This is a genomic window from Pseudomonas sp. YL2, from assembly GCF_023063025.1.
GTDB lineage: Bacteria > Pseudomonadota > Gammaproteobacteria > Pseudomonadales > Pseudomonadaceae > Aquipseudomonas > Aquipseudomonas putida_A.
Genome location: NZ_JAJSLU010000003.1, coordinates 207905 through 231556 on the forward strand (window position 1 = coordinate 207905; position 23652 = coordinate 231556).

The 23652-nt window shown below is 61.8% G+C and carries 24 protein-coding genes and 1 pseudogene; 14 read left to right on the forward strand and 11 right to left on the reverse strand.

The window, feature by feature from the left end; genetic code table 11:
* Window positions 1–107: 107 nt before the first annotated feature.
* The 4 genes from scpB to LVD08_RS06300 form a co-directional block, all read right to left on the reverse strand.
* Window positions 108–1085 carry an SMC-Scp complex subunit ScpB gene (gene scpB, locus LVD08_RS06285; protein WP_150367967.1) on the reverse strand — a complete coding sequence of 326 codons (978 nt, stop codon included), beginning with the start codon at window positions 1083–1085 and terminating at the stop codon, window positions 108–110.
* 11 nt (window positions 1086–1096) lie between these two features.
* The gene (locus LVD08_RS06290; protein ID WP_171061841.1) at window positions 1097–1795 is read right to left on the reverse strand and encodes a segregation and condensation protein A; all 699 of its coding nucleotides are present in this window, start codon (window positions 1793–1795) and stop codon (window positions 1097–1099) included.
* Window positions 1796–1918: 123 nt separating this feature from the next.
* Window positions 1919–2548, reverse strand: coding sequence for an L-threonylcarbamoyladenylate synthase (locus LVD08_RS06295; RefSeq protein ID WP_007966016.1), 630 nt, complete (start codon window positions 2546–2548; stop codon window positions 1919–1921).
* Window positions 2549–2561: 13 nt separating this feature from the next.
* Window positions 2562–3425, reverse strand: coding sequence for a PHP domain-containing protein (locus tag LVD08_RS06300; RefSeq protein WP_027613974.1), 864 nt, complete (start codon window positions 3423–3425; stop codon window positions 2562–2564).
* Window positions 3426–3512: 87 nt separating this feature from the next.
* On the opposite strand from LVD08_RS06300, the gene LVD08_RS06305 reads away from it, so the two are divergent.
* From LVD08_RS06305 to LVD08_RS06330, 6 genes are all read left to right on the forward strand, one after another.
* Window positions 3513–4109 carry a septation protein A gene (locus tag LVD08_RS06305; protein ID WP_027613975.1) on the forward strand — a complete coding sequence of 199 codons (597 nt, stop codon included), beginning with the start codon at window positions 3513–3515 and terminating at the stop codon, window positions 4107–4109.
* A gap of 1 nt (window position 4110) precedes the next feature.
* Window positions 4111–4410: a YciI family protein gene (locus LVD08_RS06310; protein WP_247267733.1), complete on the forward strand. Its 300-nt coding sequence runs from the start codon at window positions 4111–4113 to the stop codon at window positions 4408–4410.
* 297 nt (window positions 4411–4707) lie between these two features.
* Window positions 4708–5118 carry a translation initiation factor 2 gene (locus LVD08_RS06315; protein ID WP_247267734.1) on the forward strand — a complete coding sequence of 137 codons (411 nt, stop codon included), beginning with the start codon at window positions 4708–4710 and terminating at the stop codon, window positions 5116–5118.
* A gap of 7 nt (window positions 5119–5125) precedes the next feature.
* Window positions 5126–5803: a response regulator transcription factor gene (locus LVD08_RS06320; protein WP_097090171.1), complete on the forward strand. Its 678-nt coding sequence runs from the start codon at window positions 5126–5128 to the stop codon at window positions 5801–5803.
* A gap of 263 nt (window positions 5804–6066) precedes the next feature.
* Window positions 6067–6516 (forward strand): Spy/CpxP family protein refolding chaperone, encoded by a 450-nt coding sequence (locus tag LVD08_RS06325; RefSeq protein ID WP_027613977.1) that lies wholly within the window; start codon window positions 6067–6069, stop codon window positions 6514–6516.
* A gap of 181 nt (window positions 6517–6697) precedes the next feature.
* Complete coding sequence (locus LVD08_RS06330; RefSeq protein ID WP_247267735.1) at window positions 6698–8038, forward strand: sensor histidine kinase; 1341 nt, start codon at window positions 6698–6700, stop codon at window positions 8036–8038.
* Window positions 8039–8148: 110 nt separating this feature from the next.
* Here the strand turns inward: LVD08_RS06330 and LVD08_RS06335 are convergent, their stop codons facing one another.
* Entirely contained in the window at window positions 8149–8715 is a 567-nt protein-coding gene (locus tag LVD08_RS06335) for a nitroreductase family protein (RefSeq protein WP_247267736.1), read from the reverse strand.
* A 121-nt stretch (window positions 8716–8836) separates the two neighbouring features.
* Between LVD08_RS06335 and LVD08_RS06340 the strand changes: the two genes are divergently transcribed.
* On the forward strand, window positions 8837–10291 hold the full coding sequence (locus LVD08_RS06340; protein WP_135295191.1) for a TrkH family potassium uptake protein: 1455 nt from the start codon (window positions 8837–8839) through the stop codon (window positions 10289–10291).
* Here the strand turns inward: LVD08_RS06340 and LVD08_RS06345 are convergent.
* Entirely contained in the window at window positions 10248–11303 is a 1056-nt protein-coding gene (locus tag LVD08_RS06345; protein WP_247267737.1) for an AraC family transcriptional regulator, read from the reverse strand. The two genes, LVD08_RS06340 and LVD08_RS06345, sit on opposite strands and share 44 nt — an antisense overlap.
* A gap of 164 nt (window positions 11304–11467) precedes the next feature.
* Between LVD08_RS06345 and LVD08_RS06350 the strand changes: the two genes are divergently transcribed.
* The gene (locus LVD08_RS06350) at window positions 11468–11779 is read left to right on the forward strand and encodes a DUF962 domain-containing protein (protein WP_003222750.1); all 312 of its coding nucleotides are present in this window, start codon (window positions 11468–11470) and stop codon (window positions 11777–11779) included.
* Between the two features lie 26 nt (window positions 11780–11805).
* The gene (locus LVD08_RS06355; RefSeq protein WP_097090176.1) at window positions 11806–12396 is read left to right on the forward strand and encodes an HD domain-containing protein; all 591 of its coding nucleotides are present in this window, start codon (window positions 11806–11808) and stop codon (window positions 12394–12396) included.
* Window positions 12397–12516: 120 nt separating this feature from the next.
* On the opposite strand, the gene LVD08_RS06360 is transcribed toward LVD08_RS06355, so the two are convergent.
* Window positions 12517–13332 (reverse strand): UDP-2,3-diacylglucosamine diphosphatase, encoded by an 816-nt coding sequence (locus LVD08_RS06360; protein WP_007966031.1) that lies wholly within the window; start codon window positions 13330–13332, stop codon window positions 12517–12519.
* 136 nt (window positions 13333–13468) lie between these two features.
* On the opposite strand from LVD08_RS06360, the gene LVD08_RS06365 reads away from it, so the two are divergent.
* On the forward strand, window positions 13469–14233 hold the full coding sequence (locus LVD08_RS06365; protein ID WP_027613983.1) for an AraC family transcriptional regulator: 765 nt from the start codon (window positions 13469–13471) through the stop codon (window positions 14231–14233).
* 74 nt (window positions 14234–14307) lie between these two features.
* Window positions 14308–15201 carry a DMT family transporter gene (locus LVD08_RS06370; protein ID WP_183781791.1) on the forward strand — a complete coding sequence of 298 codons (894 nt, stop codon included), beginning with the start codon at window positions 14308–14310 and terminating at the stop codon, window positions 15199–15201.
* Here the strand turns inward: LVD08_RS06370 and LVD08_RS06375 are convergent.
* Window positions 15195–15482 carry a SelT/SelW/SelH family protein gene (locus LVD08_RS06375; RefSeq protein WP_027613985.1) on the reverse strand — a complete coding sequence of 96 codons (288 nt, stop codon included), beginning with the start codon at window positions 15480–15482 and terminating at the stop codon, window positions 15195–15197. The genes LVD08_RS06370 and LVD08_RS06375 overlap by 7 nt on opposite strands.
* Window positions 15483–15553: 71 nt before the next feature.
* Here LVD08_RS06375 and LVD08_RS06380 point away from each other — a divergent pair.
* Window positions 15554–17593 (forward strand): annotated as a pseudogene (locus LVD08_RS06380) (patatin-like phospholipase family protein); the annotation flags it as partial.
* 73 nt (window positions 17594–17666) lie between these two features.
* Here the strand turns inward: LVD08_RS06380 and LVD08_RS06385 are convergent.
* The 3 genes from LVD08_RS06385 to recQ all read right to left on the reverse strand — a co-directional run bounded on the left by LVD08_RS06385 (window position 17667) and on the right by recQ (window position 22262).
* Entirely contained in the window at window positions 17667–19436 is a 1770-nt protein-coding gene (locus LVD08_RS06385; RefSeq protein ID WP_247267738.1) for a FimV/HubP family polar landmark protein, read from the reverse strand.
* A gap of 128 nt (window positions 19437–19564) precedes the next feature.
* On the reverse strand, window positions 19565–19999 hold the full coding sequence (locus LVD08_RS06390) for a MarR family transcriptional regulator (protein ID WP_027613988.1): 435 nt from the start codon (window positions 19997–19999) through the stop codon (window positions 19565–19567).
* 133 nt (window positions 20000–20132) lie between these two features.
* Window positions 20133–22262 (reverse strand): DNA helicase RecQ, encoded by a 2130-nt coding sequence (recQ, locus tag LVD08_RS06395; RefSeq protein ID WP_247267739.1) that lies wholly within the window; start codon window positions 22260–22262, stop codon window positions 20133–20135.
* A gap of 395 nt (window positions 22263–22657) precedes the next feature.
* Here recQ and LVD08_RS06400 point away from each other — a divergent pair, with 395 nt between their 5' ends.
* Together LVD08_RS06400 and LVD08_RS06405 are read left to right on the forward strand one after the other, a co-directional pair.
* Window positions 22658–23245 (forward strand): UPF0149 family protein, encoded by a 588-nt coding sequence (locus LVD08_RS06400; RefSeq protein WP_007962155.1) that lies wholly within the window; start codon window positions 22658–22660, stop codon window positions 23243–23245.
* A 10-nt stretch (window positions 23246–23255) separates the two neighbouring features.
* A complete protein-coding gene (locus LVD08_RS06405) occupies window positions 23256–23651 on the forward strand; it encodes a YbaN family protein (RefSeq protein ID WP_098967773.1) in 396 nt (131 codons plus the stop codon).
* Window position 23652: the final 1 nt, after the last annotated feature.

Consider the following 23652-nt stretch of genomic DNA (forward strand, 5'->3'; position numbering starts at 1 on the left):
GCTTGCTCGCGAATGCGGTGTATCAGGCAATACATGCATATCTGACACACCGCATTCGCGAGCAAGCCCGCTCCCACAGGGGTTGACCAGTGATCTTGAAAACCGTGTCAGTCCTCGAACTCGCGGCGTTCGGCCTCGATGGCTTCCGCCAGCGCACGGGCTTCGGCTTCTTCTTCGCTCAGCTCGGGTTCAGGTTCTGGCACCGGTTGTTCGAGGGCGGCGACGGCGGCCAGGAGTTTTTCCCGGGCCTCGGCAACGCCCAGCACATCCTCTTCCGGTTCGGCTTCAGGCTCGGCCTCAAGTTCAACTTCAATCGCCGGCTCGACGGTCTCGGCTTCCGGCTCAGTCGTCGACGCTTCACCATCCGCAGCATCGCGCAACAGATCGTCGAAGTCGGTCTTGATCCCCTCTTCCATGCTGTCCAGCTCCAGCAGCAAGGTGTGGAAACTGGTTTCCTCCTTCGGCTCTTCCGGTTCGGCACTGGCGTCGGCCTGTTCCTGCAGGCCCTGCGGCACTGGTGCGTCGTCGAAATCGAGGACTGGCTCGGTTTCCATCTCGCGCAGTTCGGCCAGCGGCGGCAGGTCTTCGAGGTTCTTCAGGTTGAAGTGATCGAGAAAGGCCTTGGTGGTGGCGAACATCGCCGGTTTGCCCGGCACGTCGCGGTAACCGACGATGCGGATCCACTCGCGCTCGATCAGCGTCTTGACGATGTTGGTGTTGACCGCCACGCCCCGCACGTCTTCGATCTCGCCGCGGGTGATCGGCTGGCGATAGGCAATCAGCGCCATGGTTTCCAGCAGCGCCCGGGAATAGCGCTGCGGACGTTCTTCCCACAAACGTCCGACCCACGGCGAAAACTTCTCGCGGATCTGCAGGCGGTAGCCGGAGGCGACTTCCTTGAGTTCGAACGCGCGGCCCTCGCAGGACTTGGCCAGCAGGCTCAGGGCTTTCTTGAAGACCGGCGGTTCGGGCCGTTCGCCTTCTTCGAACAGTTCGTAGAGGCGTTCAAGCGATTGCGGTTTTCCCGAGGCCAACAGAAAGGCTTCAAGCAGGGGCGCCAGCTCGCGGGGTTCAGTCAGGTTCATGTTTCGACTCGTTATTCGGCTCGGGCTCGCACGTGGATCGCGGCGAACGGCTCATTCTGCACCAGCTCGACCAAGGATTCCTTGACCAGTTCAAGGATTGCCATAAAGGTCACCACCACGCCGAGGCGACCTTCCTCGGCGGTGAACAGCTCGACGAACGGTACAAAACCGCCGCCCTTGAGCCGTTCCAGCACATCGCTCATGCGCTCGCGGGTCGACAGTGCCTCGCGGCTGACCTGGTGGCTCTCGAACATGTCACCCCGGCGCAGCACTTCGGCCATGGACATCAAAATCTCTTCCAGCGCGACGTCCGGCAACAGCTTGCGCGCCCGGGCTTCCGGGGCGTCGAGCTTGGGCACGACCACATCGCGACCGACCCGGCTCAGGCCGTCGATGCCTTCGGCGGCAGCCTTGAAGCGCTCGTATTCCTGCAGGCGACGGATCAGTTCAGCGCGCGGGTCGTCCTCTTCGTCTTCGACGGTTTCGGCGCGCGGCAGGAGCATCCGCGACTTGATCTCGGCCAGCATCGCCGCCATCACCAGATACTCGGCGGCCAGCTCCAGACGCACCGACTGCATCAATTCGACATAGCCCATGTACTGGCGGGTGATTTCCGCCACCGGGATGTCGAGGATGTTGATGTTCTGTTTGCGGATCAGGTACAGCAGCAAGTCGAGCGGGCCTTCGAAGGCTTCGAGAAACACTTCCAGCGCATCCGGCGGGATGTACAGGTCCAGCGGCATTTCCGTGACCGCCTGGCCATAGACCATGGCAAACGGCAGTTCCTGCTGGGCGCCGGCCTGGGGATCGACAACGGTCTCCACTGCGGACATTCAGGCCTCGACCATGAACGGCGCGGGGTCGCCGCAACCGACGCGGATCACTTCCGGGTCGTCGCCGGTCAGGTCAATCACGGTAGACGCCTTGATCCCGCCGAAACCGCCGTCGATGATCAGGTCCACCTGGTGTTCGAGCAATTGACGCATTTCGTACGGATCGCTCAGCGGATCTTCGTCGCCGGGCATGATCAGGGTCACGCTCATCAGCGGCTCGCCGAGTTCGGCCAGCAACGCCAGGGCAATCGGATGGCTCGGCACCCGCAGGCCGATGGTGCGTTTTTTCGGATGCAACAACAGGCGCGGCACTTCGCGGGTGGCGTTGAGAATAAAGGTGTAAGGCCCCGGCAGATGCGCCTTGAGAATGCGGAAAGTGCCGGTGTCGATCTTGGCGTAGTTGCCCAGTTGCGACAGGTCGCTGCAGATCAGCGCAAAGTTGTGCTTCTCGTCAAGCTGACGCAGACGGCGCACGCGCTCGATCGCGGTCTTGTCGCCGATCTGGCAACCGATGGCGTAGGAAGAGTCCGTGGGATAAATCACCACCCCGCCCTTGCGGATGATCTCGACTGCCTGTTTGATCAGGCGCGCTTGCGGGTTTTCCGGATGGATCTGGAAAAATTGACTCACGTTTTCTACCTGTTCAGACGGCGGCAATATCTGTGTCATGTTTGAACCGACACCACAGGGGTGGAAGGTCCTCGGGAACCGGCCGGTACTGGCCAATCTCGGACCAGCCTCCAGGGCCATGGAAATCACTGCCGGCGCTGACCAGCAGACCGAACTCGCGGGCAAGGATTGCCAGGCTGCCGACCTGTTCCGCGGGCTGATGGCCATTGACCACTTCGATTGCATGCCCGCCCGCTTGAATATAGTCGGCAATCAGCTTTCGGCGCTTGCTGCGGGTGAAATCGTAGTGCCATGGATGCGCCAGGCTGACCCACGCTCCGGCGGCGCGCAGGGTGCCGACGGTGTCTTCCAGCGTCGGCCAGTGTTGCTTGACGTCACCCAGCTTGCCGGCGCCGAGCCATTTACGGAACGCCTCGGCGCGATCCTTTACAAAACCTTCACGCACCATCCAGTCGGCAAAATGCGGGCGGGCCGGGGCGTTGCCGCTGTCGCCCAGCTCCTGCTGGATCTGCCGGGCGCCGTCGAGGGCACCAGGCATACCTTTGAGGCCGAGCTTGCGGCTTATTTCTTCCGACCGCAGCCAGCGGCCATCGTGCAATCGGGCGATCGCCTCGACCAGTGGCGCGGCGTTGACGTCGAAACCATAGCCCAGCACGTGGATGGTCGCGCCGCCCCAGGTGCAGGAAAGTTCGACGCCATTGACCAGTTGCATGCCCAGTTCTTCGGCAGCGCTGCGCGCTTCGGCGAGGCCTTCGAGGGTGTCATGATCGGTCAACGCCAGGACTCGCACGCCGTTTTCGAACGCACGCGCAACCAGAACCGCCGGCGCCAGGGCGCCATCGGAGGCCGTGCTGTGGCAGTGCAAATCAACATTCACGGGGAGTTGTAACCTCAAATCAGCTGGCGCTATCGCGCGCCCATATGTTTGTTATTATGCCGCCACATCCAGCTTCTGGCTCTCACTGTGAAACAATTCATCGATTTCATCCCGCTTCTGCTGTTTTTCATCGTTTACAAACTTGATCCACGGGTTGTCGATATCGCCGGTCACGAAGTCACTGTAGGCGGTATTTACAGCGCCACGGCGATGCTGATCATCAGCTCCCTGGTGGTCTACGGCGCGTTGTTCATCAAACAGCGCAAGCTGGAAAAGAGCCAATGGCTGACCCTGATCGCCTGCCTGGTGTTCGGCAGCCTGACCCTCGCGTTCCATAGCGAGACCTTCCTCAAATGGAAAGCCCCGGTGGTCAACTGGCTGTTCGCCCTGGCCTTCATCGGCAGCCACTTCATCGGTGACCGCCTGCTGATCAAACGCATCATGGGCCACGCGCTGACCCTGCCGGATCCGGTCTGGACCCGCCTGAACATCGCCTGGATCGCCTTTTTCCTGTTCTGCGGGGCTGCCAACCTGTTCGTGGCGTTCACCTTCCAGAGCATCTGGGTCGACTTCAAGGTGTTCGGCAGCCTGGGCATGACCGTGCTGTTCCTGGTCGGTCAGGGCATCTACCTGTCCCGCCATCTGCATGACGCCGATACCACAACGCCAAAAACCGAGGACTGACATGCTTTACGCAATCATTGCCACCGACGTCGCCAACTCGCTCGAAGCCCGCCTCGCCGCGCGCCCGGCCCACCTCGAACGCCTGCAAGTGCTCAAGGGCGAAGGCCGCATCGTACTGGCCGGCCCGCACCCGGCGGTCGACAGCAATGATCCGGGCGCTGCGGGTTTCACCGGCAGCCTGATCGTCGCCGAATTCGACTCCCTGAGCACCGCCCAGGCCTGGGCCGACGCCGATCCGTACATCGCCGCCGGCGTGTACGCCAATGTGATCGTCAAGCCGTTCAAGCAAGTTTTGCCGTAACCAAGGAATGTGGAGGGGCTCTGTGGCGAGGGGATTTATCCCCGATAGTTGCGCAGCAACCCAAAGCCATCCAATGCGGTGTGCCTGACACACCGCATGCTCCCATTTCAGGTCTGCTTCGCAGCCCATCGGGGCGGTGCGACGTTTCGCTGAATCCCCTCACCACAACAGCTCTCTCGCCACACTCAACCCACTCCAAGCACTGAACCTTCACGCTTCTCACCGCTCTCAATCGCTCATTATTCTCGTTTGCCTGCCGACAACCTGCCCAATATCCATTTGCAAGCAGGAATCGCAATGCGCAAAGGTCCGTTGTGTCTGATGTGGGTCACGTTGTCGATCATGGCGCCCGCCCATGGTGAGGAAACCACCGAAAGCGGCAGCTCCACGCCATTGTCGTTAAGTGCCGGCAGTCAGATTACCGAACTGCAGCAGCGCCTGAAGGCCAGCGAGCAGCAGCGGGAAGAACTGAGCAAACAACTGCAAAATGCCGACAACACCCGCGAAAGCGCCCTGCTTGCCCGGTTGCGCCAGGAGAATCAGCGCCTGAAGCTGCAACTCAAGGAAGCCCAGGCCAGTCCATTGCCGCGTCTGTTGACCGAACAGCAACAATGGTTCGTCACCGGCGCCGGGGTAGCGCTATTGGCGCTGCTGTGCGGTATCTTTGCCAGTGGAGCAAGCCGAAAACGTCGGCAATGGCTAAATTGAGTGAGTCATGAGCGAGCTGTTACTGATTGATGATGACCAGGAGTTGTGCGAACTCCTGAGTAGCTGGCTGAGCCAGGAAGGCTTCCAGGTACGCGCCTGCCACGATGGCCAGAGCGCGCGCAAGGCGCTGGCCGAATCGGCGCCTGCCGCTGTGGTGCTGGACGTGATGCTGCCCGACGGCAGCGGTCTGGAACTGCTCAAGCAATTGCGCAGCGAACACGCCGATTTGCCAGTGCTGATGCTCTCGGCCCGTGGCGAACCGCTGGATCGCATCCTCGGTCTGGAGCTGGGCGCCGACGATTACCTGGCCAAACCCTGCGATCCGCGTGAACTCACCGCGCGCCTGCGCGCCGTGCTGCGCCGCAGTCACCCGGCTGCCGTGTCGACCCAGCTCGAACTCGGCGACCTGAGCTTCAGCCCGGTGCGCGGCGTGGTCAGCATCGACGAGAAAGAACTGACCCTCACCATGTCCGAAAGCCGTTTGCTCGAAGCCCTGCTCAAGCAGCCCGGCGAACCGCTGGACAAACAGGAACTGGCGCAATTGGCCCTCGGCCGCAAGCTGACCCTGTACGACCGCAGCCTCGACATGCACGTCAGCAACCTGCGCAAGAAGATCGGCCCCCACCCCGACGGTCGCCCGCGAATCGTCGCCCTGCGCAGCCGCGGTTATTACTACAGCCTGTAAACCGTTTGCTTCTCTGTGGCGAGGGAGCTTGCTCCCGCTGGACTGCGCAGCAGTCCCTCGTTTTTGATTTGAAAAGCGAGGGGCCGCTTCGCTGCCCAGCGGGAGCAAGCTCCCTCGCCACAGGCGGATTGCCAGAGATATTTGTCAGGTCGGGATCGAAGCGTCTTTACCCAAGCTTTACGCAGCGCTGACCGCCGCTGACCTTGATCTCCGTAATCTGAACTCATCCGGAACGTACCGGGAACGAGACAAGGAGATACACCATGCGCAAGACTCTTATCGCTCTGATGTTCGCTGCCGCTCTGCCAACCGTCGCCATGGCTGTGCCACAGGATGGCGGCCCGATGGGTGGCCCGCTCGACGGCCCACGCCACGGCGGTCAGATGCACGGCGAGCACGGCAAAGGCCCGTACAGCCAACTCGACCTGTCCCGTGAACAACGTGATCAGATCCGCAAGATCATGGGCGAGCAGATGCATGAGCGTCGCCAGGTAGTCGAGAAGTACCTGGAAAAACTCTCGCCGGCTGACCAGAAAGCCATGAAAGACGAGATGGCCGCCAACCACAAGAAAGCCGAAGCTGACGTACGCAACCTGCTGAAACCGGATCAACAGAAGAAATTCGACGAGATCCAGAAGAAACAGGCTGAACGCCGCGCCGAATGGGCCGAGTTCAAAGCGTGGAAAGCGCAACAACCGCAAAAAGCGCAATAATGCGATAACCTCGGATCCGACGGCTAAGCGCCGTCGGTTCTGTTGCCACTCAATCCAAATGTGGGAGCGGGCTTGCTCGCGAATACGGTGTATCAGACAAAGTAATGTTGACTGACACACCGCATTCGCGAGCAAGCCCGTTCCCACATTGTTGAGTTTTTTGTTTGATTGAGGATTTTCTGTGCGTTCATTGTTCTGGCGTATTCTCGCAAGCTTCTGGCTGGCCATTGCTCTGGTGGCGGGGCTGTCGATTCTGCTCGGGCACATGCTCAACCAGGACGCGTGGATCCTCAGCCGCCATCCCGGCCTCAACACCCTGGCCGCCGAATGGACGCAAACCTACGAAGCCCAGGGCGAGGATGCCGCGCAGGACATCCTCGAACAACGCAAGCGCCAATATCACATCGATGTCCAGGTGCTGAACGAAAGCGGCGACCCGGTGGTGCGTGGCACCTTCCCGCGTCGCGCCGCCGCCTTCGAAGCCCGGCAGAACAACGATGACCGACGCCTGCCCTGGCGGCGCCTGACCGACGAATTCACCAGCGAAAAAACCGGCGACACCTACCTGTTCATCTTCCGCATCCCGCACCCGGAGCTCGACGCCTGGCACCGCGAAAGCCTGCTCTGGCCGCTCAGTGCGCTGGGCATTGCGCTGGTGGTGCTGACCCTGTTCAGCCTGCTGGTGACCTTCTCCATCACCCGCCCGCTCAGTCGTTTACGCGGTGCGGTGCATGATCTGGGGCAGACCACCTATCAGCAGAACAGCCTGGCGAAACTGGCCAACCGCCGCGATGAATTCGGCGTGCTGGCCAACGACTTCAACCGCATGGGCGCGCGCCTGCAAAGCCTGATCGGCAGTCAGCGCCAGTTACTGCGCGATGTGTCCCACGAACTGCGCTCACCCTTGGCGCGGCTGCGCATCGCCTTGGCGCTGGCGGAACGGGCCAACCCGGAAGAACGGGAAAAGCTCTGGCCACGCCTGACCCGCGAATGTGATCGGCTGGAAGCGCTGATCAGCGAGATTCTGGTGCTGGCGCGAGTCGATGCCGACAACGCCAGTGCTGAAGAAGTAGACCTGAATGCGCTGCTCGGCACCCTGCAGAAAGACGCGCAACTTGGCTCGCCGGAGCAGACCGTGCGCCTGGATGCCGAACCACACCTGACGCTGACCGGCTGGCCGACCATGATCGAGCGCGCCGTCGATAACCTTTTGCGCAACGCCCAACGCTTCAACCCGGTGGATCAGGCAATCGAGATGCAGGCCACGCGTCAGGGCGAACGAATTGTGGTGAGTGTGCGCGACCACGGGCCGGGTGTGCAGGCCGAGCATCTGAGCCAGTTGGGCGAGCCGTTCTACCGGGCGCCGGGGCAGACGGCGGCCGGGCATGGTCTGGGCCTGGCGATTGCCAAGCGCGCGGCGGAGCGGCATGGCGGGAGTCTGCTGCTGGCCAATCATCCTGAGGGCGGGTTTGTCGCCAGCCTGGAATTGCCGTTGGTGCCGGGCGCTGTCGTGCAACCCTGATCAAACCTGTAGGAGTGAGCCTGCTCGCGATAGCGGTGGATCAGACAAAAATTCATTGACTGATCCACCGCTATCGCGAGCAGGCTCACTCCTACATTTGATCGGTGGTGTCAGGCCTTGCCGGGCCAGGCGCTGACGAACTCGGTCAGATCAACCTTCTCCGCCACACGCGGTTCTTTCTGCGGCGTGCCGAGGTACAGGAAGGCAATCACCTGCTCGTCATCAGCCAGGCCCAGCCCCTTGGCCACGTGCGCCGAATACGCCAGATCACCGGTACGCCACACCGCACCAATCCCCTGCGCGTACGCCGCCAGCAGAATCCCGTGAGCCGCACACCCCGCCGCCAGCAACTGCTCGGCCTTCGGATACTTGACGTGATCCTGCAGTTTCGCGATCACCACGACCACCAGCGGCGCCCGCAGCGGGCCGTTGCGCGCCTTGTCGATCATCGCTTCAGTGACTTCGCCTTCCTGCATCTGCGCCGCTTCGGCCAGCAACTCGCCCATTTGCTCACGTGCCGCGCCTTCGACGGTGAGGAAACGGTACGGCTGCAAGTGGCCGTGATCCGGTGCGCGCAGGGCTGCGCCAAACAGGGCTTCGCGCTGCTCGGCGGTAGGGGCCGGTTCGACCAGGCGTGGAACGGAAACACGGTTGAGCAAAGCGTCGAGAGCCTGCATCGGCCACCTCCTGAGAAAAATGTGCGGCTATTCTAGCGGTATCCGGCAACAGGGTGCCGGTTTACATGCCCTGCCCCACGGGTAGAATGGCGCCCTTCCTACATCAGCCCGAGCGGACTTCATGGCGTTGCCGACCTTACGGATCATTGGTTTCATCATCGGCATCTTCCTGATCACCCTGGCCATCGCCATGGTTGTGCCCATGGCCACCCTGGTGATTTTCGAGCGCACCGGCGATCTGCCGTCGTTTCTCTGGGCGAGCATGATTACCTTCGTCGCCGGCCTTGCACTGGTAATCCCCGGCCGCCCCGAACACATCCACCTGCGCCCGCGCGACATGTATCTGCTGACCGTCAGCAGCTGGCTGGTGGTGTGTATTTTCGCCGCGCTGCCTTTTTTGCTGACCCAGCACATCAGCTACACCGACTCGTTCTTCGAAAGCATGTCCGGCATCACCGCCACCGGCTCGACCGTGCTCAGCGGGCTCGACACCATGTCGCCCGGCATCCTGATGTGGCGCTCGCTGCTGCACTGGCTCGGCGGCATCGGCTTCATCGGCATGGCGGTGGCGATTCTGCCGTTGCTGCGCATCGGCGGCATGCGCCTGTTCCAGACCGAATCGTCCGACCGCTCGGAAAAGGTCATGCCGCGCTCGCATATGGTGGCGCGCCTGATTGTGGCGGCCTACGTCGGTATCACCATCCTCGGCAGCCTGGCGTTCTGGTGGGCCGGGATGAGCCCGTTCGATGCGATCAACCACGCGATGTCGGCGATTTCCACCGGCGGTTTCTCGACCTCCGACCAGTCCCTGGCGAAGTGGACGCAACCGGCGGTGCACTGGGTCGCGGTGGTCGTGATGATTCTCGGCAGCCTGCCGTTCACGCTGTACGTGGCGACCATGCGCGGCAACCGTCGTGCACTGATCAAGGATCAGCAAGTGCAGGGTTTGCTCGGCATGTTGCTGGTGACCTGGCTGGTGCTCGGCACCTGGTATTGGTGGACCACCAAGCTGCACTGGCTGGAAGCGCTGCGGCACGTGGCGCTGAACGTGACGTCGGTGGTCACCACCACCGGTTTTGCCCTCGGCGACTACAGCCTGTGGGGCAATTTCTCGCTGATGCTGTTTTTCTATCTGGGCTTTGTCGGCGGCTGCTCCGGCTCGACGGCGGGCGGGATCAAGATCTTCCGTTTCCAGGTCGCCTACATCCTGCTCAAGGCCAACCTTAACCAGCTGATTCATCCGCGCGCGGTGATCAAGCAGAAGTACAACGGTCACCGTCTCGACGAAGAGATCGTGCGTTCGATCCTGACCTTTTCGTTCTTCTTCGCCATCACCATCTGCGTGATCGCCCTGCTGCTGTCGCTGCTCGGCGTCGACTGGATGACCGCGTTGACCGGCGCTGCCAGCACCGTGTCCGGCGTCGGCCCGGGCCTGGGCGAGACCATCGGCCCGGCGGGCAACTTTGCCACCTTGCCGGATGCCGCGAAGTGGATTCTGTCGTTCGGCATGCTGCTCGGCCGACTGGAGATCATTACGGTGTTTGTGCTGTGTATTCCGGCCTTTTGGCGTCACTGATCGGTGTCTGCAACAGCCGCGCCCGGTAATCGCCGGGCGTGGTGTCGAACCAGCGGCGGAACGCACGGAAGAAGTTGCTCGGATCGGCAAACCCCAGCAGATAGGCAATCTCCAGCAAGGTCATGTTCGGCTGTGCCAGATACTGCTCGGCCAGTTCGCGGCGGGTATCGTCGAGCAACTGCTGAAAACTGGTGCCCTCCTCCTGCAAACGGCGCTGCAAGGTGCGCTGCGACAGATGCAGGGTCTGCGCCACGGTATCGCGCTTGGGTTCGCCCTGTGGCAGTAATCGGCACAACACCTGGCGCGCCTTGTGGGTCACGCGACTTTCGGAAAAACGCGCCAGGTATTCCCCGGCAAACCGGTCGTGCAGCAGCGCCATGGCTTCGTTGGCGGTGGGCAGCGGCGCTTCCATGTCGGCCCGTTCGAAAATCAGCGCATCGTACGGCGCGTTGAACATCAGCGGCGCGTGGAAGGCTTGTCGGTAGGGTTGCAGGTCTGCGGGTTCGTCACCCTGAAACAGCACTTTGACCGGGTGCAGGGTGCGTCCGGTCAACCAGCCGCACAGGCCAAGCGCACAGGCCAGCGAGGCTTCGGCGCTCTGCCGGGTTGGCGGCAGGTGATCGCCATGCACCGTCAGAATCAGCGCATAGCCTTCTTCGAGCAGACGAAAACTCAGGTCGGCGCTCTCGGCGATGATCCGCTGATAACGCACCAGGCGTTGAAAGCCTTCGGCCAGCGTGTTGCTCGACATCAAGGCATAGCCGGCAACGTGGAACGACGCCGGGCGTACCACCTTGCCCATGTTCAGGCCGATCGCCGGGTTGCCGGACAGCTCGACCGCCCGTTGCCAGAGGCGGGTCATGGAATCTTGCGGGAAGCGCGCATCCGGATCATTCAGGGCGGCGTAATCGAGCCCCAGTTGCTTGAACAGTACCCGGCAATCCAGGCCGTCCATCTCCAATGCTTTGACAATCCCCATCGCCCAGCTTGCAGAAGTCGTTCGTTCGCTCATGGCGTTATTCTTTTACATGATGGATCGCATGTGACGACCCGATTTGCGAAGGATACTAAAGTGGCGCCCATTGTCACTGGCTGATGCCAGTGTTCACTCTAGACTCAAATAAGCTACCCGCCGAACAACTTGCCGTCAGAACAATAACCACAGAGATCGCAGTCGTGGAAAACATCAAGCAATTCAACACTTTCGCCGAGTTCTACCCGTATTACCTCAGCGAACACGCCAACAGTACCTGCCGACGATTGCATTTCATCGGCACCACGCTGGTGATTTTCATTCTGGCCATGACCATCGCCAAAGGCGCTTGGCTGCTGTTGTTGGCCCTGCCGCTGGCCGGTTACAGCTTTGCCTGGGTCGGCCACTTCTTCTTTGAAAAGAACCGTCCGGCGACTTTCCAGCATCCGCTGTACAGTCTGCTCGGCGATTTCGTCATGTACCGCGACATGATCCTCGGCCGCGTGGCGTTCTGAAACCCGACCCACCAGGAGGCTTGCCGATGAACGCCAATGCCCGCTTCACTCACATGCAGGACGGCACGCAGGAAGACTGGGCGATCATCGCCGCGGACTTCAGCGCCTACGCTCGGCAATTGCCGTCGCGGATCATCGCGCACCTGAAGTTGCTGGAAGGTGATTTCGGCGGCTTCCCGGTGGATCGCCTGACCCATTCGCTGCAAACCGCGACCCGCGCCTATCGCGATGGTCGTGACGAGGAATACGTGGTCTGTGCGCTGCTGCATGATATTGGCGACACCCTCGGCTCCTACAACCACCCGGACATCGCGGCGGCGATTCTCAAACCGTTCGTCAGTGCCGAGAATCTGTGGATGGTCGAGAAGCACGGGATCTTTCAGGGTTATTACTTCTTCCATCACCTGGGCATGGATCGGCATCTGCGCGAGCAATTCGCCGCGCATCCGCAGTATCAGGCCACGGCGGAATTTTGCGCCAGGTACGATGCGGCGGCGTTCGACCCGGCCTATGAAACCCTGCCACTGAGCTTCTTCGAGCCGATGATGGAGCGGCTGTTTGCCCAGCCGAAGCACTCGATCTACAAGGCGGCGATGGAAGAACACAGCCCGGCCTGAGAACACCACAGATCAATGTGGGAGGGGGCTTGCTCCCGAAGGCGGTGTGTCAGATAAACATGTACTTACTGATACACCGCATTCGGGAGCAAGCCCCCTCCCACAGGAGATATCTGGGGTCTAGGCAATCTCGGCAACCTTGGCCGCCTTGAGCTGTGCCTCACGCGCCTGTGCATCCGCCAGGCGATACAGCTCGATCGTGCCGTCCCAGTGCTCGATCAACGCCGTGCACGACTCCACCCAATCGCCGCAATTGAGGTAATCCACCTCGCCGACCTTGCGGATCTCGGCATGGTGAATGTGCCCGCAGACCACGCCGTGCAATTCGCGTTTCACGCATTCGTGGGCGATGGCTTCTTCGAAGTCGCTGATGAAGCTCACTGCCGTCTTCACCTTGTGTTTCAGGTACGCCGACAACGACCAGTAGCCGTAGCCATAACGCGCTCGCCAGTGATTGAGCCAGCGGTTGAGGGTCAAGGTGAATTCGTAGGCCGAGTCGCCGAGGAAGGCCAGCCAGCGGTGGTAGCGGGTGATCACGTCGAACTGGTCGCCATGGATCACCAGCAGGTGCCGGCCATCCGCCGTGACATGCACCGCCTCGTCGACCAACTGGATGTTGCCGAGAATCAGCTTCGAATAACGGCGCAGGAATTCATCGTGGTTGCCGGTGACGTAGATCACCTCGGTGCCGCGCTTGCTCATGGTCAGCAGGCGACGGATCACGTTGGTGTGCGCCTGCGGCCAGTACATGCCACCGCGCAGCTTCCAGCCGTCGATGATGTCACCGACCAGATAGATCTTGTCGGCGTGGTAGCCCTTGAGAAATTGCGACAAGTGCTCTGCCTGGCAATCCCGCGTGCCCAGGTGCACGTCGGAAATCCACAAGGTACGCACCCGTTGTTTGCGGCTGGGTTTGGCGAGCTCGGCGCTGGTCATGGGCAACCCTCTGCGATGTTTTCGCCACTGTGCACGTGCCGGGTGAATCGACCATGACAGACAGGCGTCAGTCGTGTGACAGCGCGCAAGCCCGTCGCCCCGGTGTAGACTGGCGCTCACTTCGGAGACTTCTTCCATGCGCCCGATCCTCACCCTGCGCCAATACACCCACGACCTGATCGTCCACAGCCACGACCACGCGCAACTGGTTTTCGGGCTGTCCGGCGCGCTGGATTTCGAAGTCGAGGGTCAGGGCAGCCAGGTGCGTCAGCAGAGTTTCGTGGTGGTTCCAGGCGGCGCGCATCACGCCTGCGGCAGCCCCGATGGCAGTCGTTGTCTGGTGCTGGACGTGCCGGACGGGCCATGGCTGAACGATTCGCTGGGCGAGCACGCCGACGCCAGTCAGCGCTTGCTCGACCAGCCTGCGCGATTGTCGCTTGATGCCGGGCAAAGCCAATTGGTCCACTGGCTGGCGCACAGCCCGGTCAGCGATCCGCTGATCGCCCAGCAAGGCGCAGTGTTGCTGCTGGCCAGCCTGAATCACGCCAGACCTGCCGAACATTCGGCGCGGCGCCTGCCCTACGCAGCGCTGGATGCGCACATCGAACAATACGCCGCCTACCCGCTGCAGGTGGCCGATCTGGCGCAGATCGCCGGGCTGTCCAGCGCCCGCCTGCATGCGCGCTTCATGGCTGAATGCGGGCAGACACCGATGGACTACATTCGCAGCCGGCGCCTGCACAAGGCAGTCTGCCTGCTGCGCGACACGGCGCTACCCATCGGCGAGATCGCCAGTCGGGTCGGCTACAGTTCGCAAAGCGCGTTCGCGGCGGCGGTGTTGCGCGAGTTCGGCGCTTCGCCGGGGCAGTTGCGCCGCGACTCCTGCGACAAAAAACGCTAGTTCGCCGACAGACTTCTGCGCCGCAACGCGTTTCAATGGGCAACATTGAAACCGTGTTCGGATTAAGGATTGCAATGACTCCGCGTACCGCCCTCGGCGCCCTGCACATTGGCGCTCTGATGTTCGGCCTGACCGGTGTGTTCGGCAAACTCGCGGCCGCCTCGCCGGCGGTGATCGTCTTCGGACGTGCAGCGTTTGCCGTGCTCGCCCTGGCCTTTTTCGCCCGCTTCGCCAGTCAGCACGGCTGGCGGACACTGCAGGCGGTCGACTGGCGGCGCCTGGCGCTCAGCGGCGTGTTGCTGGCCGGGCACTGGGTGAGTTTTTTCATCGCGGTGAAGGTCGCCGGCGTGGCCATCGCGACCCTGGGCTTTACCAGTTTCCCGGCGTTCACGGTGATTCTCGAAGGGCTGATTTTCCGCGAACGCATCCGCGCCAATGAAATCGTGCTGGTGGTGCTGGTCAGCGTCGGTCTGGTGCTGGTGACCCCGGCGTTCGATCTGGCCAGCGGCGCCACTACCGGGTTGCTCTGGGCGGTGCTGTCGGGCTTGCTGTTCGCCCTGCTGTCGCTGACCAACCGCGCCAGCTCCGGACGCATCCCGGCGGTGCAGGCCGCGCTGTGCCAGAACGTGGTGGTGGCGCTGTGTCTGCTGCCGGTGGCTGCGCCGCAACTGAGCGAAGTGCGCGCGCTGGACTGGCTGTGGATCGGTCTGCTCGGGGTGTTTTGCACCGGTGTCGCCCACAGCCTGTTTGTCGCCAGCCTCGCGGTGATCAAGGCGCGCACCGCCGCCGTGGTGTTCGCCATGGAGCCGGTCTACGGAATCACCGTCGCTTGGTTGCTGTTCGATGAAAACCCGACCGTGCGCATGCTGATCGGTGGCGCGCTGATCATCGTTGCCATCGTGGTCTCGGCGCGGATGTCAGGCAGCGCCGACAAGAAAACCGTGGCTGCCGAAGCCGCGTCTCACTGAGTGCGATCGTTATGGCCAAGGTCGCGCTCAGGGTCGATCTGATCGCGCACCCGCTGCTTGAGCACCTTGGCCTCGGGAAAACCACCGTCGGCCTTGCGCTCCCAGATCTGCACGTCGTCGCAGCTGATGTGAAACACCCCGCCGGTGCCGGGCACCAGTGAGACCTTGCCGAGGTCATCGCCGAAGGTGCTGAGCAGCTCCTGCGCCAGCCACGCGGCGCGCAGCAGCCACTGGCATTGGGTGCAATAAGTGATGACGATTTCCGGTTTTGCAGCAGACATGTTCGCTGAAACTCCTGAGACAGAGGGCGCCGCTATAATAGCCGGCTTTATCGCTTGCCCCGAGACTCACCATGCGCCGTTTGCTGTTCTGCCTGCTGCTTGGCTTCCTGCCCCTCTTTGCTAATGTCACCGTGCATGCCGCCGAAGCGCCCCGCCCGAAAGTCGGCCTGGTGCTGTCCGGTGGCGCCGCCCGTGGCCTGGCGCACATCGGCGTGCTCAAGGCGCTTGAGGAGCAAGGCATCAAGATCGATGCGATTGCCGGCACCAGCATGGGCGCAGTGGTCGGTGGCCTGTATGCCTCGGGCTACAAGATCGACGAACTGGAAAAACTCGCGCTGAACATCGACTGGCAGCAGGCGCTGTCCGACGCGCCGCCCCGGGAAGACGTGCCGTTTCGCCGCAAGCAGGACGACCGCGATTTTCTGGTGAAACAGCAACTGAGTTTTCGCGATGACGGTAGCCTCGGCCTGCCGCTGGGGGTGATTCAGGGCCAGAACCTGGCGCTGATGCTGGAGAGCCTGTTGGCGCACACCAGTGACACCCGCGACTTCGACAAACTGCCGATCCCGTTCCGCGCCGTCGCCACCGACATCGCCAACGGCGAAAAAGTGGTGTTCCGCAAAGGCCACCTGCCGCAGGTGATCCGCGCCAGCATGTCGATTCCGGCGGTGTTTGCCCCGGTCGAACTGGACGGGCGGCTGCTGGTGGACGGTGGCATGACTGACAACATCCCGCTCGACGTCGCGCGGGAGATGGGTGTCGACGTGGCAATCGTGGTCGACATCGGTACGCCGCTGCGCAACCGCAAACAACTGACGACCGTGGTCGATGTGCTGAACCAGTCGATCACCCTGATGACCCGGCGTAACTCCGAAGAGCAACTGGCCGCCCTCAAACCCACCGACGTGCTGATCCAACCGGCGCTGGCGGCATTCGGCGTCACCGATTTCGGCAAGGCCCAGGAGATGATTGACGCCGGTTACCGCGCCACGCGGATTCTCGACGCCCGCCTCGCTCAGCTCAAACCTCACGAATCTCAAGACGCCGAACTGAATGCAGCCCGGGCCCCGGGCCAGCGCACGCCGATCATCACCGCGATCAGGGTCGAGAACGATTCGAAAGTCGGCGATGAGGTGATTCGCTATTACATCCGTCAGCCGATCGGCGAGCCGCTGGATCTGGGCCGACTGCACTCGGACATGGGCACGCTGTACGGCCTGGATTACTTCGAACAGGTGCAGTACCGCGTAGTGCACAAGGGCCAGGATCACACGCTGGTGATCAGCGCCCGGGGCAAACGCAGCGGCACCGATTACCTGCGGGTCGGCCTGAACCTGTCAGACGATATGCGCGGTGACAGCGCCTTCAATCTCGGCGCCAGCTACCGCATCAACGGCATCAACCGCCTCGGCGCGGAATGGCTGACCCGCGCACAAATCGGCGACAAGCAGGAACTGTATACCGAGTTCTATCAGCCGCTGGACGTCGGCTCGCGCTACTTCGTTGCCCCGTATGCTGCGTTTGAAGCGCAGAACGTCGATGCTGTGCTCGACAACGACCCGATCGCCCAATACCGCGTCGAACGCTACGGTTTCGGCCTCAATTTCGGCCGGCAGATCGGCAACAACGGTGAAATCCGCTTCGGGGTCGGCGAGGCCTGGGGCAAAGCGGATGTGCGCATCGGCGATCAGGACCTGCCGAGAGAAAACTTCACTGAAGGGTTCTACTCGCTGAAGTACTCGTTCGACTCGCTGGACAACGTCTACTTTCCCCACGAGGGCAAGGACGTCAGCCTGACCCTGATGCAATTCGAACCGGGCTTCGGCTCGGACACGCGCTACCGGCAGTGGGAATTCAAGCTCGATAAAGCCATGAGCCATGGCCCGGATACACTGATTCTCGGCGGCCGTTATGGCCGAACGCTGGACGATGCCAATGTGGTGACGTCGAGTTTCCTGCTCGGCGGTGCGCGACAGTTATCGGGCTTTCGCGAGGATTCGATTTCCGGGCAGAACGTCAGCCTGATGCGCGCGGTGTACTACCGCCGGTTGACGCCACGCTCTTATTTGCCGCTTGATTTCCCGCTGTATGCCGGGGCTTCGCTGAAACGCATTCCAACTGTGGGAGCGGGCTTGCTCGCGAAGGCGATAGTTCAGTCAGCGAACAATTCCGCTGACTGAACCTTCAGCGAATCCCCGCCAATAACGTCCGCGCCGTTTGCCTGAGGGGTTCATCCCCTTCCTTGAGCAACTCATTGAGCAAGGCAATCGCGCTGTCGATATCCCCGTCATCAATGCAGGTCTGCGCCTGTTCGAGCTTCTCAGAACCGTATTCCGGCTCAGTGCCCCCAAGCTCCAGCGGTTCCAGCACCAGCGATTGCTCCGGTTCGCCGAACTCGTTGAGAAAGTCATCGTCCAGCGGCTGCGCGTCCGGTTCGGGGATCCACTCCAGCTCCGCCTCTTCGCTGGCCGCTGTTTCGGGCAGCTCGAAGTCCGGCGGCAGGATCTCGAGATCGGAGTTCGATGCAGTCCGCTCTACGGGCTGCTCAGGTGTCAAACGACTGTCTTCAAGATCCCAACTGGACGCCATCGACAGCTCACCCAGATTCAACTCGAAATCATCCTCGGGCGCCGGTGACGCAGGAGCAGCCACTGCCGCAGCAGCGACGATCGGCAATACCGGGGTAATCGGCGCAGCGCCGGTCAACTTTGGATGCCGCTCACGGATCGCGGCCAGTTGCTGCGGATCAACTCCTGCATCACGCAAGCGACTTTCCTGTTGTTCATAAGCTGCGCTGTCCCCTTGCCGCCCCAACACTTCGAGCAATTGCACACCCAACTCGGTGCGCTCGGGCTCCTTGTCCATGGCATTGCGCAACAGCCCGACCGCCTCACTCAAACGCCCATAGGCCAGATAGATCCCCACCGCCTCCAGCACATCGCCGGCCGCCGGTTCTTCACGGTGTTCGGTGGCTGCGCGGATGCTTGCCGATTGGGGGGCTGGCGGCTCTTCAGGATCTGTTTGTCGAGCTGCCGGGAGAGCTGCCAGTGGTGCGGTGCCCTCCACCAGCTGCCGCCGACGCCGTACGAACAGCCCGGCACCCAATAATCCCAGCAGCATCAACAAGCCACCGAGCAGCGGCCAGTTGAGTCCATCGTCGGCAGCTTCAGGCGCGGTGATGACTGGCGCGGGAGTTGGCGGCGTGATGGCTGGTGCCGGTGGCTGTTGCAGTTCGCTCAAACGCGTTTGTAGATCACTGACCTGCTTTTTACCGTCGGCAATCTGCACATCTTGCGCCTGCAGTCTGGCGTTGAGTTCGTCCACGGTCTTCTGCAACTGCTGATTGAGCAACACGCTGGCCGCCAATTGCTCGGCCACGGCATCGTTGGCTGGCGCCGCCGGAGCAGGTGGCGCTGAAGGGGCGGCGTCGCGCTTGCCCTGAGCAGCCTGAGGCGCCGCCGTGGCAGGTTCGACGGTGGGAAATTCAGAGGATTGCGCACGTGGATCGGGCTCGTCGGTGGCCGGCACGATACTCGGCGATCCGGGTGGATCGATCAGCAGCGTGTACTCGCGCAGCAGGCGGCCATTGGGCTGATTGAGCTGCACCAGAAAATTCAGGAAGGGTTCATTGACCGGTTTGCGCGAGGTCACCCGGATCATCTGGCGATTGCCATGCAGGATCGGGGTGAACTTGAGGTCATTGAGGAAGAACACCCGCTCGACCCCGGCCCGGGCGAATTCATCCGCGGTGGCCAGGCTGGCCGAGAGGTCGCTGGCACTGAGGCCAGCGGCATCCACCAGCGCGATGTCGGCCTTGAGCGGCTGATTGAGGGCTGAGTGGACGGTGATGTCGCCCAACCCCAGTGCCATCGACCAGGTCGAATAGCTGAATACACCAGCGACCAGCAGCCATCTGGCGCCACCGCGCAGTACAACGTGCCGACTTGCGAGCATGAGCATCCCTTAAATAAGCAAAACCGGTTTCTATGCGTTCGCACATCCGGTACGAACACGATATTGCCCAGTAGTTCTTATAGTCTGCTCTGCGCGATCCCTCAAAAAACCGGCGCGCGGTTTATGCCTCAAGATTTTTCCAGGTTGCCCAGAATGTGCCCGTGAACGCGCATGCACACCTTAAGATCCGCCTCGTCGACGCCTTCGAACAATTCGTGGCGCAACTGTGTAGCGATGGTTTCGATTTGTTCGATCAGCGGCAGTGCCGGGGCGCAGAGCACGATTTTTTTCGCCCGGCGGTCTTCCATCACCGACTGACGTTGTACCAGGCCCTGGCTTTCCAGGCTGTCGAGCAAGCGCGCGAGGGTCGGCCCTTCGACACCCACGCTTTGCGCCAGCTCGCGTTGGGTCGGCGCGTCTTCGAAACGCGCCAGATGCAGCAGCACCAGCCAGCGCGCCTGGGACAAGCCCAGACCGGCCAGCCGGCGATCCAGTTCGGCACGCCAGCCACGAGACATCTGGGCCAATTGCATGCCAAAGCGGTGTTGATCGGTTAACGGCATAAAACACTCATGAGTAGACTGACAAATAGAGAAAAACTAATTATTAGTCAGCTAAGCATGACATTTGGCTATAGGCAAGAGCCGACCTGTACTGAATCGTTACAACTGCCTGACGGTTGGCGCAATCGCCCTCTTACATTTCGAATTCCGATTGCAGCGCAGCCCTTACGCAGTAAAGAACACCCTCCGGAACCCGACCGGCGAACAGCTCGGCCACTTCGGCGACCGACGGCAACTCGCCCTCGCCGTCGAGGAACGCGTCCTGCACTTCGCCCATCAGTTCTTCAGGCAAGTCGAGCGCCTGCTCCAGCGACAACTGTTGCTTACCGATGGCCTCGGCGAGCATGGTGTAGACGTTCTTTTCCGAGCATTGCAACTGCCCGGCGATCTGCATCGGGGTCATGCCGGCGCGGGCCAGGGTGATCAGTTCGTGACGCACATCGGCCACCACTTTCGGCGCCTCGGCCTCGCCGCCGAGCACTTCGAGGAAGGCTTCGCCGTAACGTTCCAGCTTGCGCGCACCAACACCGCTGACCCGCGCCATGTCGGCCAGCGAGGTCGGCTGGCTGCGGAGCATTTCCAGCAGGGTCGAATCGGGGAAGATGACGTACGGTGGCACGCCATGCTCTTCGGCGAGTTTGCGCCGCAGTGCACGCAAGGCTTCCCACTGTTCGCGCTCTTCGCCACGCACCAGCTGACTGGCCGGACTCTTGCTGGCGGTCTTGGCGGTGACTTGCGGCTTGAGGTCGCGGCGCAGCTCCAGGCTCACTTCGCCCTTGAGCAATGGCCGGCAGGTATCGCTCAGGCGCAGGCCACCGTAGCCTTCATGATCGACGTCGGCCAGACCACGCGCCACCAGTTGCCGGAACAACGAGCGCCATTCGCTCTCGCTCAGCGCCTTGCCGACGCCGTACACCGACAGGTGCTGATGGCCAAAGCTGCGGACCTTTTCGTTGTCCTTGCCCAGCAACACGTCCACCAGATGGCCGACGCCATAGCGCTGGCCAGTGCGATAGATCGCCGACAGTGCCTGGCGCGCCGGCTCGGTGGCGTCCCAGGTCTGCACGCCGTCGACGCAGTTGTCGCAGTGGCCGCACGGCTCGGGCATGTCTTCGTCGAAATACGCCAGCAGGGTCTGCCGGCGGCAGCGGGTTTCTTCACAGAGCGAGAGCATCGCATCGAGTTTGTGCTGCTCCAGACGCTTGTGGCGCTCATCGCCTTCGGAGTTCTGCAGCATCTGCTTGAGCATCACCACGTCTTGCAGACCGTAGGCCATCCACGCATCCGCCGGCAGGCCATCACGGCCGCCGCGCCCGGTTTCCTGATAGTAGGCCTCGAGGGATTTCGGCAGATCGAGGTGCGCGACGAAACGCACGTTGGGCTTGTCGATGCCCATACCGAACGCCACGGTGGCGACCATGATCAGGCCTTCCTCGTTGAGGAAGCGCTTCTGGTGATAGGCGCGCAAATCGTTGGGCAAACCGGCGTGATACGGCAGCGCCGGGAAGCCCTGCTCGCTGAGAAACGCGGCGACTTCTTCAACCTTCTTGCGCGACAGGCAATAGACGATGCCGGCATCGCTGCGCCGTTCAGCGAGAAACGCGAGCAACTGCTTGCGCGGCTGTTCCTTGGGCACGATGCGGTAGAAGATGTTCGGGCGGTCGAAGCTCGACAGGAAACGCTCGGCGTTCTGCAGGTGCAGGCGGGTGACGATTTCTTCGCGGGTACGCTTGTCGGCGGTGGCAGTCAGGGCGATGCGCGGTACGTCGGGGAACATTTCCGCCAACTGGCCCAGTTGCAGGTATTCCGGGCGGAAATCATGGCCCCATTGCGACACGCAATGCGCTTCGTCGATGGCGAACAGGGCGATGTTCAAGCCTTGCAGGAACGACAGCATGCGCGGCTGCACCAGACGCTCCGGCGCCAGATAGAGCATTTTCACTTCGCCACGCTTGATCCGGTTGGCGAGGTCACGCTGCTGTTCGGCGCTCAACGTGGAATTCAGCGCAGCGGCGGCCACGCCCAGCTCTTCGAGGGTGGCGACCTGATCGTCCATCAAGGCGATCAGCGGCGACACCACCACCGCCAGGCCTTCGCGCAACAGCGCCGGCACCTGGAAGCACAGGGACTTGCCGCCACCGGTAGGCATCAGCACCAGCGCATCACCGCCGCTGGCCACGCGCTCAATGATTGCACCCTGACGGCCACGGAAACTGTCGTAGCCGAAGATGTCCTTGAGGACGCGTTGAGCCTGTTCGAGCATAAAAACTCCAAAAATCTACCGAAACATCCCTGCACAGGCTGGTTCAGGACAGCCACAGCTGCTTAAACAAAACGTAAGAACGCATTGCCAGACCACCGCAATACGAGCAGGGAGCGCAAAACGCGGCAGTATACCCGAGCGTTCCCCGGCACAGGGTGCCGCTGATAAGACTCCGCTAGCCGCCAACACGAAAACCCTGTGGGAGCGGGCTTGCTCGCGAAGACGGCGTGCCAGTCGATGCAAAAGTGTCTGATACGCCGTATTCGCGAGCAAGCCCGCTCCCACAGGGATATTCGTGTTGCCTGTAATTGCGGCAAATCTGCCGTGCGGCTGGCTTGAGCGCTCAAGAAGGCCTAGAATTCCCGCATTGTTTATTCCCCCAAGGTAGCCCCGTAATGTCCTTCGCTGAGCAACTAACCCGCCTGCAAGTCTTTCTCGACGCCGACGAGCTGCACGAAGAGGCGCTGGATTACGTGGCCGCCCACGGTTACCTGACCGCCCTGTCGATCTGTGCAGAAGACGTACCGGAGCGTGAGTGGATCGACGCCCTGTTCGCCGAAGAGCCGCATTACAGCAGCGAGGCCCAGCGCGAAGAAATCGAAGCCACGCTGATCGGTCTAAAGGCGCACATCGCCCGTCAACTGGCGTCCGACGAAGAATTCGAACTGCCGTGCGACCTGGACCTGGGCGACGAGCCGGACGACTCTGAACTGCGCGGCTGGTGCATCGGCTTCATGGAAGGCGTATTCCTGCGTGAAGCGGCCTGGTTCGAAACCGCTGAAGAAGAAGTCAGCGAAATGCTCCTGCCGATCATGGTCGGTTCGGGCTTGTTCGACGAGCAGCCAGAGTTCGAAGACATCGCCAAGGACGCCAACCTGATGGACGACATGATCGTGCAGATCCCGGAAGCCCTGACCGCGCTGTACCTGCTGTGCCAGGCGCCAGACGAAAAACCGGCGATCCTCAAGCCACGTCACCACTAAGATCCGGCCTATGGACAACCCCATAGGCAACCGCTCCCTGATGTTGCGCTACTTCCTGCTGGCCGTCGGCTGGCTCAGCGTGGCATTGGGGGTGATCGGGATTTTCCTGCCGGTTCTGCCCACCACCCCTTTCCTTTTGCTGGCGGCCGCCTGTTTCGCCCGCAGCTCTCCGCGTTTCTATCAATGGCTGGTCGAGCACCCGAAGCTCGGGCCATGGATCCGCGACTACCTCGACGGCAACGGCATTCCGCTCAAGGGCAAGGTCTATGCGATCGGGCTGATGTGGGCGAGCATTCTGTTCTCGTGCTACCTGGTGCCGCTGCCGTGGGCACGGGGGTTCATGTTGACCAGCGCGGTGTTGGTGACGGTGTACATCCTTCGGCAAAAGACTTTGGATAAATCCTGAA

Excerpts from the sequence above, each read along its gene's own strand:
- scpB (WP_150367967.1), bottom strand. The coding sequence starts at position 1,085 with ATGAACCTGACTGAACCCCGCGAGCTGGCGCCCCTGCTTGAAGCCTTT.
- LVD08_RS06310 (WP_247267733.1), top strand. The coding sequence starts at position 4,111 with ATGCTTTACGCAATCATTGCCACCGACGTCGCCAACTCGCTCGAAGCC.
- LVD08_RS06315 (WP_247267734.1), top strand. The coding sequence starts at position 4,708 with ATGCGCAAAGGTCCGTTGTGTCTGATGTGGGTCACGTTGTCGATCATG.
- LVD08_RS06320 (WP_097090171.1), top strand. The coding sequence starts at position 5,126 with ATGAGCGAGCTGTTACTGATTGATGATGACCAGGAGTTGTGCGAACTC.
- LVD08_RS06325 (WP_027613977.1), top strand. The coding sequence starts at position 6,067 with ATGCGCAAGACTCTTATCGCTCTGATGTTCGCTGCCGCTCTGCCAACC.
- LVD08_RS06335 (WP_247267736.1), bottom strand. The coding sequence starts at position 8,715 with ATGCAGGCTCTCGACGCTTTGCTCAACCGTGTTTCCGTTCCACGCCTG.
- LVD08_RS06340 (WP_135295191.1), top strand. The coding sequence starts at position 8,837 with ATGGCGTTGCCGACCTTACGGATCATTGGTTTCATCATCGGCATCTTC.
- LVD08_RS06345 (WP_247267737.1), bottom strand. The coding sequence starts at position 11,303 with ATGAGCGAACGAACGACTTCTGCAAGCTGGGCGATGGGGATTGTCAAA.
- LVD08_RS06355 (WP_097090176.1), top strand. The coding sequence starts at position 11,806 with ATGAACGCCAATGCCCGCTTCACTCACATGCAGGACGGCACGCAGGAA.
- LVD08_RS06360 (WP_007966031.1), bottom strand. The coding sequence starts at position 13,332 with ATGACCAGCGCCGAGCTCGCCAAACCCAGCCGCAAACAACGGGTGCGT.
- LVD08_RS06365 (WP_027613983.1), top strand. The coding sequence starts at position 13,469 with ATGCGCCCGATCCTCACCCTGCGCCAATACACCCACGACCTGATCGTC.
- LVD08_RS06370 (WP_183781791.1), top strand. The coding sequence starts at position 14,308 with ATGACTCCGCGTACCGCCCTCGGCGCCCTGCACATTGGCGCTCTGATG.
- LVD08_RS06375 (WP_027613985.1), bottom strand. The coding sequence starts at position 15,482 with ATGTCTGCTGCAAAACCGGAAATCGTCATCACTTATTGCACCCAATGC.
- LVD08_RS06385 (WP_247267738.1), bottom strand. The coding sequence starts at position 19,436 with ATGCTCGCAAGTCGGCACGTTGTACTGCGCGGTGGCGCCAGATGGCTG.
- LVD08_RS06390 (WP_027613988.1), bottom strand. The coding sequence starts at position 19,999 with ATGCCGTTAACCGATCAACACCGCTTTGGCATGCAATTGGCCCAGATG.
- recQ (WP_247267739.1), bottom strand. The coding sequence starts at position 22,262 with ATGCTCGAACAGGCTCAACGCGTCCTCAAGGACATCTTCGGCTACGAC.
- LVD08_RS06400 (WP_007962155.1), top strand. The coding sequence starts at position 22,658 with ATGTCCTTCGCTGAGCAACTAACCCGCCTGCAAGTCTTTCTCGACGCC.
- LVD08_RS06405 (WP_098967773.1), top strand. The coding sequence starts at position 23,256 with ATGGACAACCCCATAGGCAACCGCTCCCTGATGTTGCGCTACTTCCTG.